Source organism: Promicromonospora sp. NPDC060204 (assembly GCF_042728455.1).
GTDB lineage: Bacteria > Actinomycetota > Actinomycetes > Actinomycetales > Cellulomonadaceae > Promicromonospora.
This window is the reverse complement of sequence record NZ_JBHWZO010000142.1, coordinates 1-16,081: the sequence shown is the minus strand read 5'-3', so window position 1 is coordinate 16,081 and position 16,081 is coordinate 1. Positions and strand designations below refer to the sequence as shown.

Here is a 16,081-nt window from a genome sequence, read left to right as displayed (position 1 = left end):
ACTCAAAGCGAAGAAACCAGGGCCTCAAAGGGGAGTCGGCGCGGCGCGGCGGCAGAGCCCCCGCGACGCCGAGACCAGCCCCGGATTCGCCTGTCGAAAAAGTCCGTTCCGAGTATTTTCGCTGGTCACACAACCTCCGCGTGGTTCACCTGCGTCTGGGTTACGTGGCGCCGCACAGGCGGCGTGCTCGACTCGGACGGGAGAACCCGATGCGCAAGAGAGCAAGTGCAGCGGCGGTCGCTCTGGCGATCGCACTGGGCGGGGGGACGTGGGCGACCGCGGCCGTACCGCAGGACACACCGGCACCCCTCGACACCCAGGAGCGGCCCACGGCCGCGGGACCGGGAGCGGGGCGCACGACGACGGTGACGCTGCTGACGGGCGACGTCGTCTCCGTGAGGACCGCGGCCGACGGCTCACCGGACCCGGAGACGGTCACGGTGCGGCCCGGCCCGGGCCGGGAGCACATGGCGTTCTTCCAGCAGCGCGAGGGGGACCACCTTTACGTGATCCCGCGCGACGTGGCGCAGCTCGTGCCCGGCCGCCTGGACCGGGCGCTGTTCGACGTGACCGGCCTGGTCGAGGCCGGGTACGACGACGCCTCGCGCGACTCGCTGCCCGTGATCGTCCAGACCGCGGCGGCCGCCGACGCCGCAGCCGTCGACGCCGCCGGCTCGGACGCCACAGGTTCCGACGCCGGAGCACGCGCCGCGGCACCCGCCGAGCAGGACTGGGCGGCGTCGGGCGTCACGCCCGACCGGGACCTGGAGTCCGTGGGCGCGGTGGCCGACGTGCTGCCGAAGGGCCGGGCGGAGAAGCTGCTCGACGCCCTCGCGCCGGTCCCGTCGCCGGACGGCGCCAAGAGCCGCAAGGCCGCGAACCCCGACGCCGTCGGGTACGTCTGGCTGGACCAGCCGGTCCGCGCGTCGGACGCCGACTCCATGCCGCAGATCGGAGCGCCCGAGGCCTGGGACGCCGGGTTCACGGGCGAGGGCGTCACGGTCGCCGTGCTCGACTCGGGCATCGACGCGACGCACCCCGACCTCGACGAGGTGGTGGTCGGCGAGCGCGACTTCACCGGCAAGGGTGCCGTGACCGACGGCGCCGGTCACGGCACGCACGTCGCCTCGATCGTGGCCGGGTCGGGCGAGGCGTCCGACGGCGTCAACCAGGGCGTGGCACCGGACGCCGACCTGCTGGTCGGCAAGGTGCTGGACGACGAAGGCAACGGCACGCTCTCCGGCGTCATCGAGGGTATGGAGTGGGCGGCCGCGGAGGGCGCCGACGTGGTCAACCTGTCGCTCGGCAGCTTCCTCTTCGACGTCCCCTCGCCGGACGCCGTGGCGGTGGACGAGCTGTCCGCGCAGTTCGGGACGCTGTTCGTCGTGGCCGCGGGCAACGACGGCGACCTCGGGTACGGCACCGTCGGCTCGCCGGGCATCGCGGCGTCGGCCCTCACGGTGGGCGCCGTGGACGACGACGACGCCGTCACCTGGTACTCCAGCCGCGGCGGCGTCGACCCGGGGCTGCTCAAGCCGGACGTCGTGGCGCCGGGCGACGGGATCGTCGCCGCGCGGGCCGCGGGCACGACCGAGGGCGACCCGGTCGACGACCTGTACACCGCGCTGAGCGGCACCTCCATGGCCACCCCGCACGTCGCGGGCGCGGCTGCCGTGCTCAAGCAGGCCCGGCCCGACCTGGACGGCCAGGCCCTCAAGTCCGCGCTGATGGCCTCGGCCGAGCCCACGGGCGCGGACGTCTGGTCCGAGGGCGCGGGGCGGATCACCATCCCCGGTGCAGTGGCCCAGGAGGTCACCGCCTCCCCGGCGTCGCTCGCGCTGGGCACCTTCACCTGGCCGCACGACGGCGAGTCCTCCGCCGGCACCCTGACCTACGCCAACGCGGGTGCCGACGAAGTCACGCTCACCCTGGCGGCTGACGTCACCGACGCGTCGGGCGAGGTGCTGCCCGACGCGCTCACGCTCTCGGCCGACTCGGTCGTCGTGCCGGCCGGCGGCACCGCCGAGGTCGACGTGACCACGACCGACGGACCCGGAGCGATCGGCGCGATCGGCGGCAACGTCGTCGCGACGGCCGCGGACGGCACCGAGGTGCGCACCCCCGTCGGCTGGGCCAAGGAGCGGGAGTACGTGGACCTGACCGTGCGCGCCGTCGACCGCGACGGCGAGCCCGTCAGCACGGACACCTGGGGCGCCGCGATCCGCCTGGACGTGGAGACCGGCGAGCCGTTCGCCACCAACCTCTTCTTCAAGGACGGTGTCGCCAAGGCGCGCGTCATCCCGGGCATCTACAGCCCGGTGGCGTTCATCGAGACGTTCGACGACGACGGCGCCGTCACCGACGCGCTGTTCCTGGGCAGCGGCGAGGTCGATGCCACCGCCGACGCCGAGGTGCTGCTGGACGGGACCACGGCGCAGGAGGTCAGCACCTCGACGCAGCGCCCGGCCGACCTGGCGAGCCTGGGCCTGTCGCTGGAGACCGAGGACTCGCTGGAGTGGGTCTCCGCCAGCATCAACGTGAAGTACGGGCCGGAGACGGACCTCGCGCTCACCCCCGTGCCCGCGGCGACCCACGGCGACTACGACACCATCGTCCAGGCCACGCTGCTGCCGCCGACCACGGGGGACGAGGCCGCCCCCTACCGCTACGACCTCGCGCACCACAGCGAGGGCGTCGAGGTGCCGGCGCTGCGGGGCGACCGCCGCACGACGGTCGCGGTGGACACCACCTACGGCGCCTCGGTCGGCGACACGCACCAGGCGGAGCGCATGTACTGGGAGCCGGGCACCATCATCGCCGGCGGCCTCGTGGAGGCGGTCCCCGTGGGCACGCGGCGGACCGAGTACCTGACGGCGCTGCCGGGCTCGTGGTACCTCCGGTCCGAGATCCAGGAGGACGGCGTCGGCGTGGTGCTCGCCGAGGCCGAGACGCACGTCTGGAGCGAGCCGGGCCGCGTCAAGCAGGGTCTCGCGGCGGGTGTGCTCGCACCCGCGGTCTCGCGCATCACGCCCGTGGAGCACTGGGACGACCGCCTCAGCCTGGCCCCGACCGACCGGGCCGACGACGACGGCGGCGTGCTCTGGGGCTCCGACGTCGCGCTGCGCCTGCGCGTGTGGCAGGACGGTGAGCTGGTCGACGACGTCCCGGAGCCGTACTCGTTCCCCACCGTCCCGGAGGGCGGGGCCGACTACCGGATGCTGCTGGAGAGCACGCCCGACGACCCGGCCTACCGGCTCGCCACCAGCGTGCGCGGCGAGTGGACGTTCCACGCGCGGTCGGACGCCGAGGCCAACTCCCGCCCGCCGCTGCTGGACACGGCGTGGGACGTGCGCGGGCTCGACCCGTCCGGCTCGGCGCCCGCCACCACCCGGGTGCGGGTCACCGCCACCCACCAGGACGACGCCTACGACGCCTCGGCGGTCCAGGACGTGCGCCTGTGGTGGTCGGCGGACGACGGCGCCACCTGGCACCGGGCGAAGACGGTCCGCACCGAGGCGGGCGTGCTCGTCGCGTCGGTCAAGGCCCCTGCGGGGACCGAGCACGTCTCGCTCCGCACCGAGGCCCGGGACGCCGCCGGCGGTGCGGTCAAGAAGACGGTAATCCGGGCCTACTCGATCGACTGACGCCAGGCCGGATGAGATGAACGCGGGCCCGGTGGCACTCTGAGCGATCAGAGTGCCACCGTGCCCGCGCTCACCTACCCGGCCTGGGTCAGCTCCATGGGACCAGGTAGGAGATCGTGGCCATGTCGGCGTCGCTCGTCATCTCGTCGAGCTGGTAGTTGCTCTGGCCCGTGACCACCACGCGGGTCTGCGACCCCGGACCCGTCGTGACGGCCACCGCGTTGGCCACGTCGCCGGAACCACCGGCGTCGTACAGCGCGGACCAGACCTGCTCGCCCGTGGCGACCGAGTAAGCGACGGTCGCGAAGTCCTCCTGGGTCTCCGCCTCCGCGCTCTGGCCCGTGACCACCACGTGGTCACCGCTGGGCGTGAACGCCGCGGTGTACGCGACGTCGAGCCCGTGCGCAGACCCGTCGTACCGCGTCGACCAGCGCTTCTCGCCCGTCGCGACGTCGTAGACGGCGGTCAGGTAGTCGCTGCCGGTGCCCTCGCCCCACGAGTTGCCCGTGATGACGACGGAGCCGCCGTCCGGGCTCACCACGACCGCGCGAGGCACGTCCGTGTCGCCGGTGCCGCCGTCGAGCCGGTCGGTCCACAGCGCCTCGCCGGTCTCCAGCGAGTAGCCGATGGTGACCCAGTCGTTCGAGTTCTGCGCGCTGCTGTTGTCGCCGGTCACCACGACGGTGCCGTCCGGGGTGATCGCCACCGCGCCGCCCGAGCCGCCCTTGTCGTCCGGGCCGTCGTAGGTGGCGTCCCAGAGCTGCTCACCGGTGGCGGCGTCGATCGCCACGGTGCCGAAGTCGACGAGGCTCTTGCCCTCGCCGCGGCTCTGCCCGGTGACCACCACGGCCGAGCCGTCCGGCGACGCGGCGATCGCCCGTGCGGCGTCCGTCTCGTGCACCGGGCCGTCGTACAGGTTGCGCCACAGCTCCTCGCCCGTGGCGGCGTCGTACGCGACGGTGCCGTAGTCCGCGGCGCCCTGGTCGTCCAGGATCGACATGCCCGTGACGTAGACGGCCGAGCCGTCGGGGCTCACGGCCAGGGCCTCGCCGTAGTCGGACACCCCGGCGGCGTCGTACACCGAGACCCACAGGCGCTCGCCGGTGGCGGCGTCGTAGGCGATGGTGACGTAGTCGGCCTCGTTCCCGTAGCCCCCGCCCGAGGCCAGCACGAACAGCGTGTCGCCGTCCGGGCTGAGGCCGAAGCCGGTCTGCTCACCGCCGACGCCGGTGGGGCCCCCGTACACGTCCGACCACAGGGGCCGGCCCGTCGCCGCGTCGTAGGCGGCGGTCACGGGGGAGTTCTGGAACCCGCCGAAGCTCGCGGGCGAGGTCTGACCGGCGGTGTAGACGACCTTGCCGTCCGGCGAGGTGAGCGTCTCGTTGCCGTTGTCGTCGTTGGCGCCCAGGCCGTTCTCGCCGCCGTTGAAGCGGGCGGTCCAGGCCTCGGCACCCATGCGCAGCACGATGGGGGAGCGGACGGTGTGGCCGCCGCGCCCGTCGGACCACGTCAGGTGGCCGGCGAGCCGCACGTTCAGCGCGGCCTCGCCACGCGTGAACGTGACGGTGAACGACGCCGACTTCCCGGGCGACAGCGTCAGCTTGCGCGGGCTGACCTGCACGCCGAGGCCGTCCAGCCCCGTCACGTCGGCCGTGTACGTGGCGCGCTTCTTGCCCACGTTGGTCACCGTACGGGTGACGGTCTGGCCGTCGGCGGCCCGCCCGATCGCGATGGAGGGCGTGTTCAGGTCGGACGGCGCGAGAGAGTGCCCGTCCTTCTCCAGCGCGTCGCAGGTGTCCTGCTGCACGCCGTCGGTGGCACCGCAGAGGAAGGAGAACCAGTCCTCCACGCTGCTGTCGTAGACCAGGCCCGGGTCGGTGGAGTCGTCCGCGGCCACGTGCCCGCCGCCCTGCTGGAACAGGGTGGCCGGGGTCTCGGGGTCGGCGTCCAGCACGTCCGTGCCGGTGGTCATCAGGGCCGACTTGACCGCCATCGGCGACCACTTCGGGTGCTCCTCGACCAGCGCCGCCGCCAGGCCCGCCACGTACGGCGCGGACATGCTGGTGCCGCTCATCAGGTTGAAGTCCAGGCCCTGCTGTCCCGGGGGCGCCACGGAGGCGAGGATGTCCTGGCCGGGAGCGGTGACGTCGGGCTTGAGGATGTCGCCGTTGCCCGCCAGCGACGGGCCGCGCGAGGAGAACGCCGCCGTGTACGGGGCGGGCGTCGAGGTGTCGACCGAGGCCGCGGCGATCGTCGCGGTGGCGCCGGAGGTCTTGGCGTAGGCGATCAGCGCGTCGCGCTCGGTGTCGGCCACGTGCACGGACGGCACGGCCTGGACGTCGGTGTTGAGCGTGTCGCCCTCGACGGTGTTCACGAGGATCATGCCGACGCCGCCGGCCTCGGCCACCGCCGCGCCCTTGTTGACGCGCGGGTTCTCGCCGCGGTCGCAGAGCACGATCTTGCCGGCCACCTTCGCCGCGTCGAGCGCGGGCTTGCCGTTGTTGTCCGCGGTGGTGAAGCACAGGCCCGCGTTCGAGACCGTGGCCCCGGCCGCGACGACGTCGCGCCCGTAGACGAACGGCGCCGGGCCCACGACCTTCGCAGCCAGCGAGGTGCCGGAGACCGTGGTGCCGTTGCCGAGCGTCGCGGTGGACCGCGCCGAGGTGGAGTGCGTGGCCGCGGCCACCGTGGTGATCCACGGGCTCGGGTGCGCCACCGTGCCGGACGCCGGGCCGCTGTTGCCCGCCGACGCGGAGACGAACACGCCCGCCTGCGCCGCCGCGAGGAACGCGAGCTCCGTCGGGTCCAGGAAGTCGGTCAGCGTGCCCGAGACGGAGAAGTTGATGACGTCCACGCCGTCCGCGACGGCCTGGTCCACGGCGGCGACGATGTCGGAGGGGTACCCGCTCGCCGTCGAACCGTCCTCGGCGGACCACAGCGCCTTGTAGGCGGCGATCCGGGCGCGCGGCGCGATGCCGCTCACCGTGCTGCTGAACTTGTTGAGCGGACCGGTGACGGCGACGTCCTTGTTGCCGCCCGCGGTCGACGCCGTGTGGGTGCCGTGCCCGTTGTAGTCACGCGCCGACTGGAACTCCCACGGCATCTCCTGGGCGATGCCGGCGTCGCCGCCCCACCCGTCGTTGAAGTGCCGGGCCGAGACCAGCTTGTTGTTGCACGCGTCGTCGTCCCACGAGTCGTCGCCGACGGTCTCCGCGTCGTCGCACTCGCCGTCGAACCCGCGCAGGCGCTGGTAGGCGGGGCGGCCGCGCTTGTCCTTGTCGGAGAAGCTGGCGCTGTCCGGCCAGATGCCGGAGTCGATGACGCCGATGACGACGTCCTCGCCCGCCGCGGAGTGCTTCGTGAGGCCCTGCGGGCTCTTGAGCTGCGCCGGGGCGTCGGAGCCGTCCTTCTGGTCGCTCCAGACGGTGATGCCCTGGTCGTCGTCGCCCTTGTCGTCGGCGGCCGGCGCACTCTTGTCGTCGGCGGTGGTGGTGTGCACCAGCACGTCCTCGGTGACCGACACGACGCCCGGCTCGGTGCGCAGCTCCGCCGCCTGGGCGGCCGTCAGCGACGTCGCGAACCCGTCGAACGAGTACACGTACTGGTAGATCGTGTCCTTTTCCTTGGCGCCCACGCTCGACAGGGCGGCGCGGTGTCTGCCCTTGAGGTGCTTGGCGTACTCGACCACCTCGGGGGCGGTCGGGTCGACCTTCTCGCCGTCGGCCGGCTTCGTGGCGGCCAGGCCGGCCACGCCACCCGTGTAGGTCGCGACGGGCTCCAGCGCCATCTGGACTATGTAGTTCTTCTTCGCCGTGGCCTCGGGCTGTGCCCCGGCCGCAGGAGTCGTCGCCGTCGCCGTGAGCGCGAGCGCGATCGTCACCGCCGCCGCGCGGCGCACATGCCCGCGTGACAGCCGGCGTTCGTCGGACCGTCGGTCCATGTGCCCTCCTCTGGATCAGCCGCGGTGCATCCGCGGCTGATCAGTGAACGTAATGGCATCGATTGTCGGAAACATCAGTGCCATACACTGACTTTTGCCTCACGACGGGCATCCCCGGCCCCCGGGTACGACACGGAGGGAGCGGCCGTTGAGTCTTGACCAGACGACTGCCGCGCCGGCCCGACCGCGAGTTTCACCCGTCCTGGTGGGCCGCACCGCAGAGCTCGAGGCCCTGGTCCGCAAGGTCCTCGCAACCCCCTCGCTGGTCGTGATCGACGGCGAGGCGGGCGTCGGCAAGAGCCGGCTCGTCCGCGAGCTCGCCACCGACCCGGCGCTCGCAGGCCGCCCCGTGCTGATCGGGCACTGCGAGCACCTCCAGGAGCCCCTGCCGCTCGCGCCGGTGCTCGACGTGCTCTCGCACCACGCGGACCTGGTGCCGCCCGGCGACCACAACCCGATCGTCGGCGCCCTCGCCCCGCTGGTCCCGGAGCTCGGCGACCGCCTCCCGCCGCCGCCCCCCGAGCTGGCCGACCAGGGTGCCGCCCGGCACCGGGTGTTCCGCGCCGCCGCCGAGCTGCTGGACCGGATGGGCCCCGCCGTGCTGGTCCTGGAGGACGTGCACTGGGCCGAGAGCAGCACCTTCGACTTCCTGACGTTCCTCGCCGCGCACCAGCCCGCGGGCCTGTGCATCGTGCTGACCCTGCGCAGCGGCGGGGCGCCGCTCCCGGTCCGCGAGTCGTTCGCCCGGGCGGCGTCCGGCCCGCCGCTGGCCCTCACCCTGCGCCCGCTCGACCCCGCCGGCGTCGGCGAGCTGGCCGGGCGGATCCTCGGCGCCCCGGTCTCCGACGCGTTCGCCGCCTCACTCCACGAGCGCACCGGCGGCATCCCGTTCGTGGCCGAGGAGGTGCTCGGCACCCTGCACGAGACCCCGTTGCCCGACGACGGCGCGCACCAGGACGACGTGCTCACCGACCTCGCGGTGCCCACCGCGCTGCGCGACGTCGTGCTCGGGCGGCTCGACGGCGTCGCCGAGGGCACCCGCGAGGTGCTGGGCGTCGCCTCCGTGCTCGACCACCCCGTCGACGTCGACCTGATCGCGGAGGTCACCGGCCTCCCGCCGGCCGACGTCGTCGCCGCCCTGGTCGACGCGATCACCGCGGGCCTGCTGCACGAGCAGGACGGGCAGGTGCGGTTCCGGCACGTGCTGGCCGAGCAGATCGTCTACGACGCGCTGCCCACGCCCACCCGCCGGCTGCTGCACCGCACGGTCGCCCGCGCCATCGAGGACCGCGAGGGCCCGCGGCCCGTGGCCCGCCTGGCGCACCACTACCAGCGCGCGGGGGACACCATCCGGTTCGTCCGCTACGCGGAGGACGCCGCCGACCTGGCCGTCACGCACGGCGACGACGCCCACGCCGCGCGGCTCCTGGTGCAGGCCATGGAGACCGACCTGCCCACCGACCACCGGCTGCGGCTGGCGGTCAAGCTCGGCCGGGCCGCGGTCGACGGCCTGGCCCACGTCGAGGCTGTGCCGCTGCTGCAGCAGCTCCTGGCCACCGAGCTGCTGCCGAGCGACGTGCGCGGCGAGCTCCGGTTCGCCCTGGGCCGGCTGCTGCGCCAGCAGGGCCTGGCCGACGCCGGCTACCGCGAGATCGAGCAGGCCCTGCCCGACCTCGCCGCGCACCCCGCGTTGCTCGCGCGGGCGCTCGCGGTGCTCGCCGCGCCCGAGACCGTGGCCGACCGCCCCATGACCGTGCACGCGGCGCGCGGCGAGCAGGCCCGCGACGCCGCGCGGCGCAGCGGCGCCCCCGACGTGCAGCTCGCGGTGCGCATCGCCGACGCGTCGCTGCTGATCGAGCAGGGCCGGCCCGAGGGCTGGTCGGTCGTGGAGGAGCTGCTCGCCGACGAGGCCCTGGCGGACTACCCGCGCGAGCACGCGCGTGCCTGCGTGAACTGGTCGCAGGCGGCGCTGCACGTGGGGCACGTGCGGCGCGCCGAGCGGCTGCTCGCCGAGGGGCGGCGCGTCGTGGCGGCCGCCGAGTACCTGCGGGTCACCGACGTGATCGAGCTGGTCGCGGCCGCCGTCGACTGCTCCGCCGGGCGCTGGGCCGACCTGGCCGGCCGCGCGCACGAGCTGGTGGTCCGCCGTCCGGGCTACGACGCCGCCACCCTGGACGACCACCTGCTGCACGGCATCATGCTGGCCGCCTCCGGCGGCACCCAGGAGGCCGTCGCCCACTTCACCGCGCTCGTCGAGGACGCCGCCCGCGTGGGCGCCGTCTGGCCGCTGCTCGCCGGCCGCAGCGCGCTGGCCCGCCTGCTGCTCACGCTCGACGACGTCGAGGGCAGCGCCCACCAGGCCGGTCTCGCCGTCGCGACGGCGCGGCAGAAGGGCAACTGGGTGTGGGCGGCGGAGCCCCTGCTGTGCCTGGTCGACGCGCTCGTGATCCAGGGCCGGACGGCGCAGGCCCGGGCGCACGTCGAGGAGCTGGCCGCCGGGCTCGGCGTGGTCGACGCCCCGCTGGCGCTGGCGGCCCTGCTCTCGTGCCGGGCGGTCGTGGCGCACGCCGACGGCGACCACGGCGCCGCCGTCGGGCTGCTGCGCCAGGCGCGTACGGTCGTGGCCGACGCCGGGCTGCGCCACGAGGAGTCGCGCGTCGTCGAGCGGCTGGGCGTCTGGCTGGCCGAGGACGGCGACGCCGAGGGCGCCGCGCTCCTGGAGGAGGCGCTGCGCGGCTACGGCGGCCGCGCCGCGAGCAACGACGTCGCCCGGGTCACGCGGACCCTGCGCCGCCTGGGCCTGCCCGTGCCCTACCCGTGGCGCGGCGGCCGGCGCTCCAACGGGCTCGGGCTCTCCGGCCGCGAGCGCGAGGTCGCGCTGCTCGCCGCGCAGGGCCGCACCAACCGGCAGATCGCGGCCGACCTGTTCCTCTCGCCCCGCACGGTCGAGAGCCACGTGCGCAACGCCCTGCGCAAGCTCGGCTGCACCTCCCGCGCCGACCTCGCCGTCCACCTGCTCGACGACGCGGGCGAGGACCGCACGCCCGCAGCAGGCTGACCCACCCGTCTCACCCGTCTCACCCGACTCGCCCGTCCCGCCCACCCGCCCACCCGGCTGACTGGGCGACACGAGGATGCCGAGTCAGCGGGTTGGTCCGACCACCTCGCTGACTGGGCGATCCGACGACGGCGAGTCAGGCGGGTGGTCCGACCACCTCGCTGACTCGGCGATCCGACGACGGTGAGTCAGTCGGCTGGGCGGCCTCATCCGGCAGTTTGGGGCCCGATCGTCAAACCGGTTGACCGGATCGTCAAACCGGTTTTACGTTGACGGCCCCGATGACGGAGGAGTGCGATGGACAGGCCGACGATCGACGACGTCGCCCGCGCGGCGGGCGTCACCAAGGCGACGGTGTCCCACGCCTACAGCGGCAAGCGGCCGATCTCCGCGACGACGAAGGCCCGGGTGTTCGCCGCCGCGCAGCGGCTCGACTGGGTCCCGAGCTCACGGGCCCGCGCGCTGGCCGCGCGGCGCACCGACGCGGTGGGGGTCGTGCTGTCCCGCGATCCTTCGATCCTGGCGTCCGACGCCTTCTTCCCGGCGTTCATCTCGGGCGTCGAGGCAGTGCTCGCGGAGCACGAGATCGCTCTCGTGCTCCAGGTCGCGAGCACCCGCACGGCGGAGGAGCGCGCCTACCGCGCCATGGCGAGCGGACGGGCGGACGGCGTCATCGTCCTCGACCTGCACCGCGTCGACTGGCGGGTGGGCTACCTCCAGCAGATCCGGCTGCCGGCCGTGCTGCTCGGGGCGTACGACGCCGAGAGCCCGTTCTCGACCGTCCGCACGGACGATGCCGCGCCGGTCCGCGACCTGGTCGCCCACCTGCGCGACCTCGGCCACACCCGGATCGCCCACGTGTCGGGTCCGCTCGACTACGTGCACTCGCACGCCCGCGCGGGGGCGTACGTCCGCAGCGTCGGCAGCAAGGAGCTGCTGCGCGAGGGGGACTTCACCGCCGGGAGCGGCCGCGCCCTCACGGCCGAGCTGCTCGACCTGCCCGACCGGCCGACGGCGATCCTCTACGCCAACGACACGATGGCCATCGCCGGCTATTCCTACGCCCGGAGCCGGGGCCTGCTGGTCCCCGACGACCTCGCCGTCGCCGGTTTCGACGACGACCATCTCTCGGCTCACCTGAGCCCCGCCCTGACCAGTGTCTCGACCGACCCGTTCCGGCGGGGGCGGGTGGCTGCCGAGCGGCTGCTGGCCGACCTCGCCGGCGAGCCGCCCGAGTCCGTGACGGTCGACTGCAATGCGCTTCGCCTGCGAGCCAGCACTGCCGGCCCCGCACCCGAGGCACCCCACACCGAACTCGAGGAGGAGTTCTCATGAAGCACCCCCGTCTGGCCGGAACGGCCGCCCTGCTCACCGCGGTGGCCCTGACCGCCGCCTGCTCGTCCGGCGGCGGCGGAGGTGACGGCGGCGGCGAGAGCCCCTCCGGCACCGGCCCCATCACGGTCTGGCTGTCCAACAACGAGCAGGAGGTCGGCTGGGGGAAGGACGTCGTCGACGCCTGGAACGCCGATCATCCCGACGAGAAGGTCACCGCCCAGGAGATCCCGGCCGGCTCGTCGTCCGAGGAGGCCATCACCGCCGCGATCACCGCGGGCACGGCGCCCTGCCTGGTCTACAACATCTCCAGCGCCGCGGTGCCCGGCTGGGTCCGCCAGGGCGGGCTCGTGAACCTGTCCCAGTTCGAGGACGGCACGAGCTACATCGAGGACCGGGTGGGCGAGGGCGCGCAGACGTACCTCACCGACGACGGCTACTACCAGCTCCCCTGGAAGTCGAACCCGGTCATGGTCATGTACAACAAGAAGGTCTTCGAGAAGGCCGGGATCGACCCGGAGAACCCGGACATGGCCACCTACGACGACTTCCTCGCGGGCAGCCGCAAGATCGTGGAGTCGGGCGCCGCGGACAGCGCCATCTGGCCCTCGCCGACCAACGAGTTCTTCCAGCCGTGGTTCGACTTCTACCCGCTGTACCTGGCCGAGTCGGGCGGCACGTCCCTGGTCGAGGACCAGCAGGCGACGTTCGACGACGAGAACGGCAAGGCCGTCGCGGACTTCTGGGCGACGATCTACTCCGAGGGCCTCGCGCCGAAGGAGGCGTCGACCGACGACGCCATGTCGGCCGGCACCACTGCCATGCAGATGGCGGGCCCGTGGGCCATCGCGTCGTACGCCGAGAGCGTCGACGTCGGCTTCATGCCGGTCCCGACGTCGACCGGCGAGGCGGAGCCGATCACGTTCGCCGACTCCAAGAACGTCTCGATGTTCACCTCGTGCGAGAACCAGGCCACCGCCTGGGAGTTCCTCAAGTTCTCCACCAGCGAGGAGAGCGACGGCCAGCTCCTGGAGGCCACCGGCCAGATGCCGCTGCGCACCGACCTGGCCACCACCTACGCGGACTACTTCGCGGCGAACCCCGCCTACGAGGTGTTCGCCGACCAGGCGCAGCGCACCGGCGACGTGCCGAGCATCCCGAACTCGGTCGAGGTGTGGCAGGCCTTCCGCGACGACTACTCGTCGGCCGTCATCTTCGGCAGCAGCACCGTCGAGGAGTTTTTGAGCGGCGCCGCGGAGACCATCAACGGGCTCGTCCAGGGCTGATCCGGGTGAGCACGGCAACAGGTGAGCTGCGCACCACCGAGGTGCGCGCCACGCGGCAGAGATGGTGGGGGCGGCAGCCGATCGGCACGCTGTTCGCGCTGCCCTACCTCGTCTTCGTCCTCGCGATCTTCGCCTACCCGCTCGGGTTCGCCGTCTACATCGCGTTCCACGACTACTTCTTCACCGCGCCCGGTGTCGACGTGCCCAAGCCGTTCGTGGGGTTCGACAACTTCGCTGCCGTGCTCACCGACCCGCAGGTGCTGGAGGCCTTCCGGAACATCGGGGTCTTCCTGGTCATCAACGTGCCGCTCACGGTGGTGCTGTCGATGGTGCTGGCCACGGCCCTGAACGCGGGGATCCGCTGGGCGGCGGCGTACCGCATCGCCTTCTACGTGCCCTACCTGACGGCGAGCGTGTCGCTGGTCGGGGTGTGGATGCTGCTGTTCTCGTCGGGCGGGCTGGTCAACTCGGTCCTCGGGCCGCTGGCCCCGGACCCGTCGTGGCTGGTCAGCTCGTCACTGGCCATGCCGACCATCGCGCTCTACGTCACCTGGAAGCAGCTGGGGTTCTACATCCTGCTGTACCTCGCGGCGCTGCAGAGCGTGCCGCGCGAGCTGCACGAGTCGGCGGCGACCGACGGCGCGAACGCCTGGCAGCGGTTCCGCAACGTGACCGTGCCCGGCGTCCGCGCCACCACGGTGCTGGTGCTCGTGCTCGCGATCATCACCGGCGCCAACCTGTTCACCGAGCCCTACCTGCTGACCAACGGCGGCGGCCCCGACGGCGCGTCCGTGACCCCGGTGCTGCTCATCTACCAGCGCGGCATCCAGCAGCAGAACCCGGACACCGCGGCGGCGATCGGCATGCTGCTGGTCATCGTCGTCGGCGTCCTCTCGCTCGCCGCCAACCGCATCAACCGGGAGCGCTGACATGCGACGACAACGCGGGACCTGGGTGCGCTACCTGCTGCTCACCCTCGCGGCGGCCGTGTTCGCCTTTCCCTTCTACTACATGGTGGTGGGGGCCTTCCAGGAGAGCCCCACCAACACCCCCGACCAGCTCCTGCCGACCTCCGGCTGGACGCTCGAGAACTTCGCGGCGATCGACTCGCGGATCGACCTGCTCGGCTCGCTGGGCAACTCGCTGATCTTCACCGCCGGCGTGCTGCTGGGCACGGTGACGTTCGGGCTGCTGGCCGGGTACGCGATGGCCCGGCTGGACTTCCGCGGCCGGGGCGCCACCTGGGTGCTCATGCTGCTGGTCCAGATGGTGCCGTTCCAGCTGCTGATGATCCCGCTGTACGTGCAGATCACGCGGGGTTTCGGCCTCGGGGACACGTACCTCGGGATGATCCTGCCGTTCGCGATCAACACGACCGCCGTCTTCATCTTCACGCAGTTCTTCCGGGCACTGCCGCAGGAGATGTTCGAGGCGGCGCGGATCGACGGCGCGAGCGAGCTGCGCATCCTGCGCTCGATCGCCGTGCCGCTGGTCAAGCCCGCTCTGACGACGGTCGTGCTGGTCACCTTCATCGGGCCGTGGAACGAGTTCCTCTGGCCGTTCCTCATCACCAAGGACGCCACGCTCCAGCCGCTCGCGGTCTCCCTGGCGAACTACATCTCCAACGTGGCCCAGTCCACCGCCAACCCGAACGGCGCGATCCTCGCGGGCGCCACCACGCTCGCGTTCCCCGTCGTCATCCTGTTCTGCCTGTTCCAGCGGTACTTCACCGCATCCAACATCGGCTCCGCCGTGAAGGGCTGACCCACAAACATGGACGTCACCAGCATGTTCACCCACGCCACGTTCCCGCTCGGGCCGTTCGTCCCGTACGAGAACAACCCGATCCTGCGCCCCCGCGGGGGCAGCTGGGAGTCGGCGAACCTCTACAACCCGGCGGCCCTGGTGGTCGACGACGAGGTGGTGCTCCTGTACCGGGCCCACGCCGAGGACATCGTGTCCCACATCGGGCTGGCCCGGAGCAGCGACGGCTTCCACTTCGAGCGTGAGGCCGAGCCCATCCTGTCGCCGTCGGAGGACTACGAGCGCTACGGGTGCGAGGACCCCCGCATCGCGTACATCGACGGCACGTTCTACCTGACCTACACGGGCTGGGACCGGCACAGCGCCCAGCTCTGCCTCGCCACCTCCACCGACCTGCACGACTGGACCAGGCACGGGCCCATGTTCGAGTCGTTCGACACCTTCGCGACCGTCGACCCGCGCGGCTTCAACTGGTCCAAGGCCGGCGTGATCGTGCCGGTGCGGATGCAGGGCAAGTGGTGGATGTACTTCGGCGAGGGCGCCATCTACTGGGCCACCAGCGACGACCTGATCCACTGGACGCCCGGCACCCCGGACACCGAGCCCATGTACTCGCCGACGCCGGGGTCCTTCGACGCCGACCTCGTCGAGATCGGCACCTCGCCGGTGCTGACCGAGAACGGCCTGCTCGTGATGCTCACCAACGGGGCCACGCGCACCATCAACCCGGACGGCAGCGTCGACGTCGACTACCGGTGCGGGCAGATCGCCATCGACCCGGACAACCCGACCAAGGTGCTCGCCCGGCTGCAGGACCCGTGGCTGCGCCCGCAGACGTTCGAGGACCGCAACGGGCTCGTGTCCAACGTGACGTTCGTCGAGGGCCTGGTGCACTTCCAGGACAAGTGGCTCGCGTACTACGGCCAGTCCGACACCACGCTGGCCGTGGCCGTGCACGACCCGAAGCAGACCTGGGGCGCCACGCTCGGCGCCTGACCCGGTCGGCCGGGCTGAGCCCGGCCGCTGGTGACCATGCAGCTGCTGCCAGGACGAGTCC

At 72.8% G+C, this 16,081-nt stretch carries 8 protein-coding genes; 7 read left to right on the top strand and 1 reads right to left on the bottom strand.

The features are described 5' to 3' along the window. The first annotated feature begins 209 nt into the window (after positions 1–209). A complete protein-coding gene (locus ACFWEJ_RS17795) occupies positions 210–3,644 on the top strand; it encodes a S8 family serine peptidase (RefSeq protein ID WP_377230545.1) in 3,435 nt (1,144 codons plus the stop codon). An 88-nt stretch (positions 3,645–3,732) separates the two neighbouring features. On the opposite strand, the gene ACFWEJ_RS17790 is transcribed toward ACFWEJ_RS17795, so the two are convergent. After that, positions 3,733–7,584, bottom strand: coding sequence for a S8 family serine peptidase (locus ACFWEJ_RS17790; protein WP_377230544.1), 3,852 nt, complete (start codon positions 7,582–7,584; stop codon positions 3,733–3,735). A gap of 205 nt (positions 7,585–7,789) precedes the next feature. Between ACFWEJ_RS17790 and ACFWEJ_RS17785 the strand changes: the two genes are divergently transcribed. From ACFWEJ_RS17785 to ACFWEJ_RS17760, 6 genes are all read left to right on the top strand, one after another. After that, positions 7,790–10,642, top strand: a complete 2,853-nt coding sequence (locus ACFWEJ_RS17785) for an ATP-binding protein (protein WP_377230543.1) — start codon at positions 7,790–7,792, stop codon at positions 10,640–10,642. A 297-nt stretch (positions 10,643–10,939) separates the two neighbouring features. Continuing rightward, complete coding sequence (locus ACFWEJ_RS17780; protein WP_377230542.1) at positions 10,940–11,977, top strand: LacI family DNA-binding transcriptional regulator; 1,038 nt, start codon at positions 10,940–10,942, stop codon at positions 11,975–11,977. Continuing rightward, entirely contained in the window at positions 11,974–13,260 is a 1,287-nt protein-coding gene (locus tag ACFWEJ_RS17775) for an extracellular solute-binding protein (protein ID WP_377230541.1), read from the top strand. Before ACFWEJ_RS17780 ends, ACFWEJ_RS17775 begins: the two co-directional genes overlap by 4 nt. A gap of 5 nt (positions 13,261–13,265) precedes the next feature. Next, positions 13,266–14,189 carry a carbohydrate ABC transporter permease gene (locus tag ACFWEJ_RS17770; RefSeq protein ID WP_377230540.1) on the top strand — a complete coding sequence of 308 codons (924 nt, stop codon included), beginning with the start codon at positions 13,266–13,268 and terminating at the stop codon, positions 14,187–14,189. Position 14,190: 1 nt separating this feature from the next. Beyond that, positions 14,191–15,024, top strand: a complete 834-nt coding sequence (locus tag ACFWEJ_RS17765; RefSeq protein WP_377230539.1) for a carbohydrate ABC transporter permease — start codon at positions 14,191–14,193, stop codon at positions 15,022–15,024. 9 nt (positions 15,025–15,033) lie between these two features. Beyond that, complete coding sequence (locus tag ACFWEJ_RS17760) at positions 15,034–16,020, top strand: glycoside hydrolase family 130 protein (RefSeq protein WP_377230538.1); 987 nt, start codon at positions 15,034–15,036, stop codon at positions 16,018–16,020. The last annotated feature ends 61 nt before the right edge of the window (positions 16,021–16,081 follow it).

Bases quoted from the DNA above. Each gene is read 5' to 3' on its own strand.
- ACFWEJ_RS17795 (WP_377230545.1), top strand. From the start codon at position 210: ATGCGCAAGAGAGCAAGTGCAGCGGCGGTCGCTCTGGCGATCGCACTG.
- ACFWEJ_RS17790 (WP_377230544.1), bottom strand. From the start codon at position 7,584: ATGGACCGACGGTCCGACGAACGCCGGCTGTCACGCGGGCATGTGCGC.
- ACFWEJ_RS17780 (WP_377230542.1), top strand. From the start codon at position 10,940: ATGGACAGGCCGACGATCGACGACGTCGCCCGCGCGGCGGGCGTCACC.
- ACFWEJ_RS17775 (WP_377230541.1), top strand. From the start codon at position 11,974: ATGAAGCACCCCCGTCTGGCCGGAACGGCCGCCCTGCTCACCGCGGTG.
- ACFWEJ_RS17765 (WP_377230539.1), top strand. From the start codon at position 14,191: ATGCGACGACAACGCGGGACCTGGGTGCGCTACCTGCTGCTCACCCTC.
- ACFWEJ_RS17760 (WP_377230538.1), top strand. From the start codon at position 15,034: ATGGACGTCACCAGCATGTTCACCCACGCCACGTTCCCGCTCGGGCCG.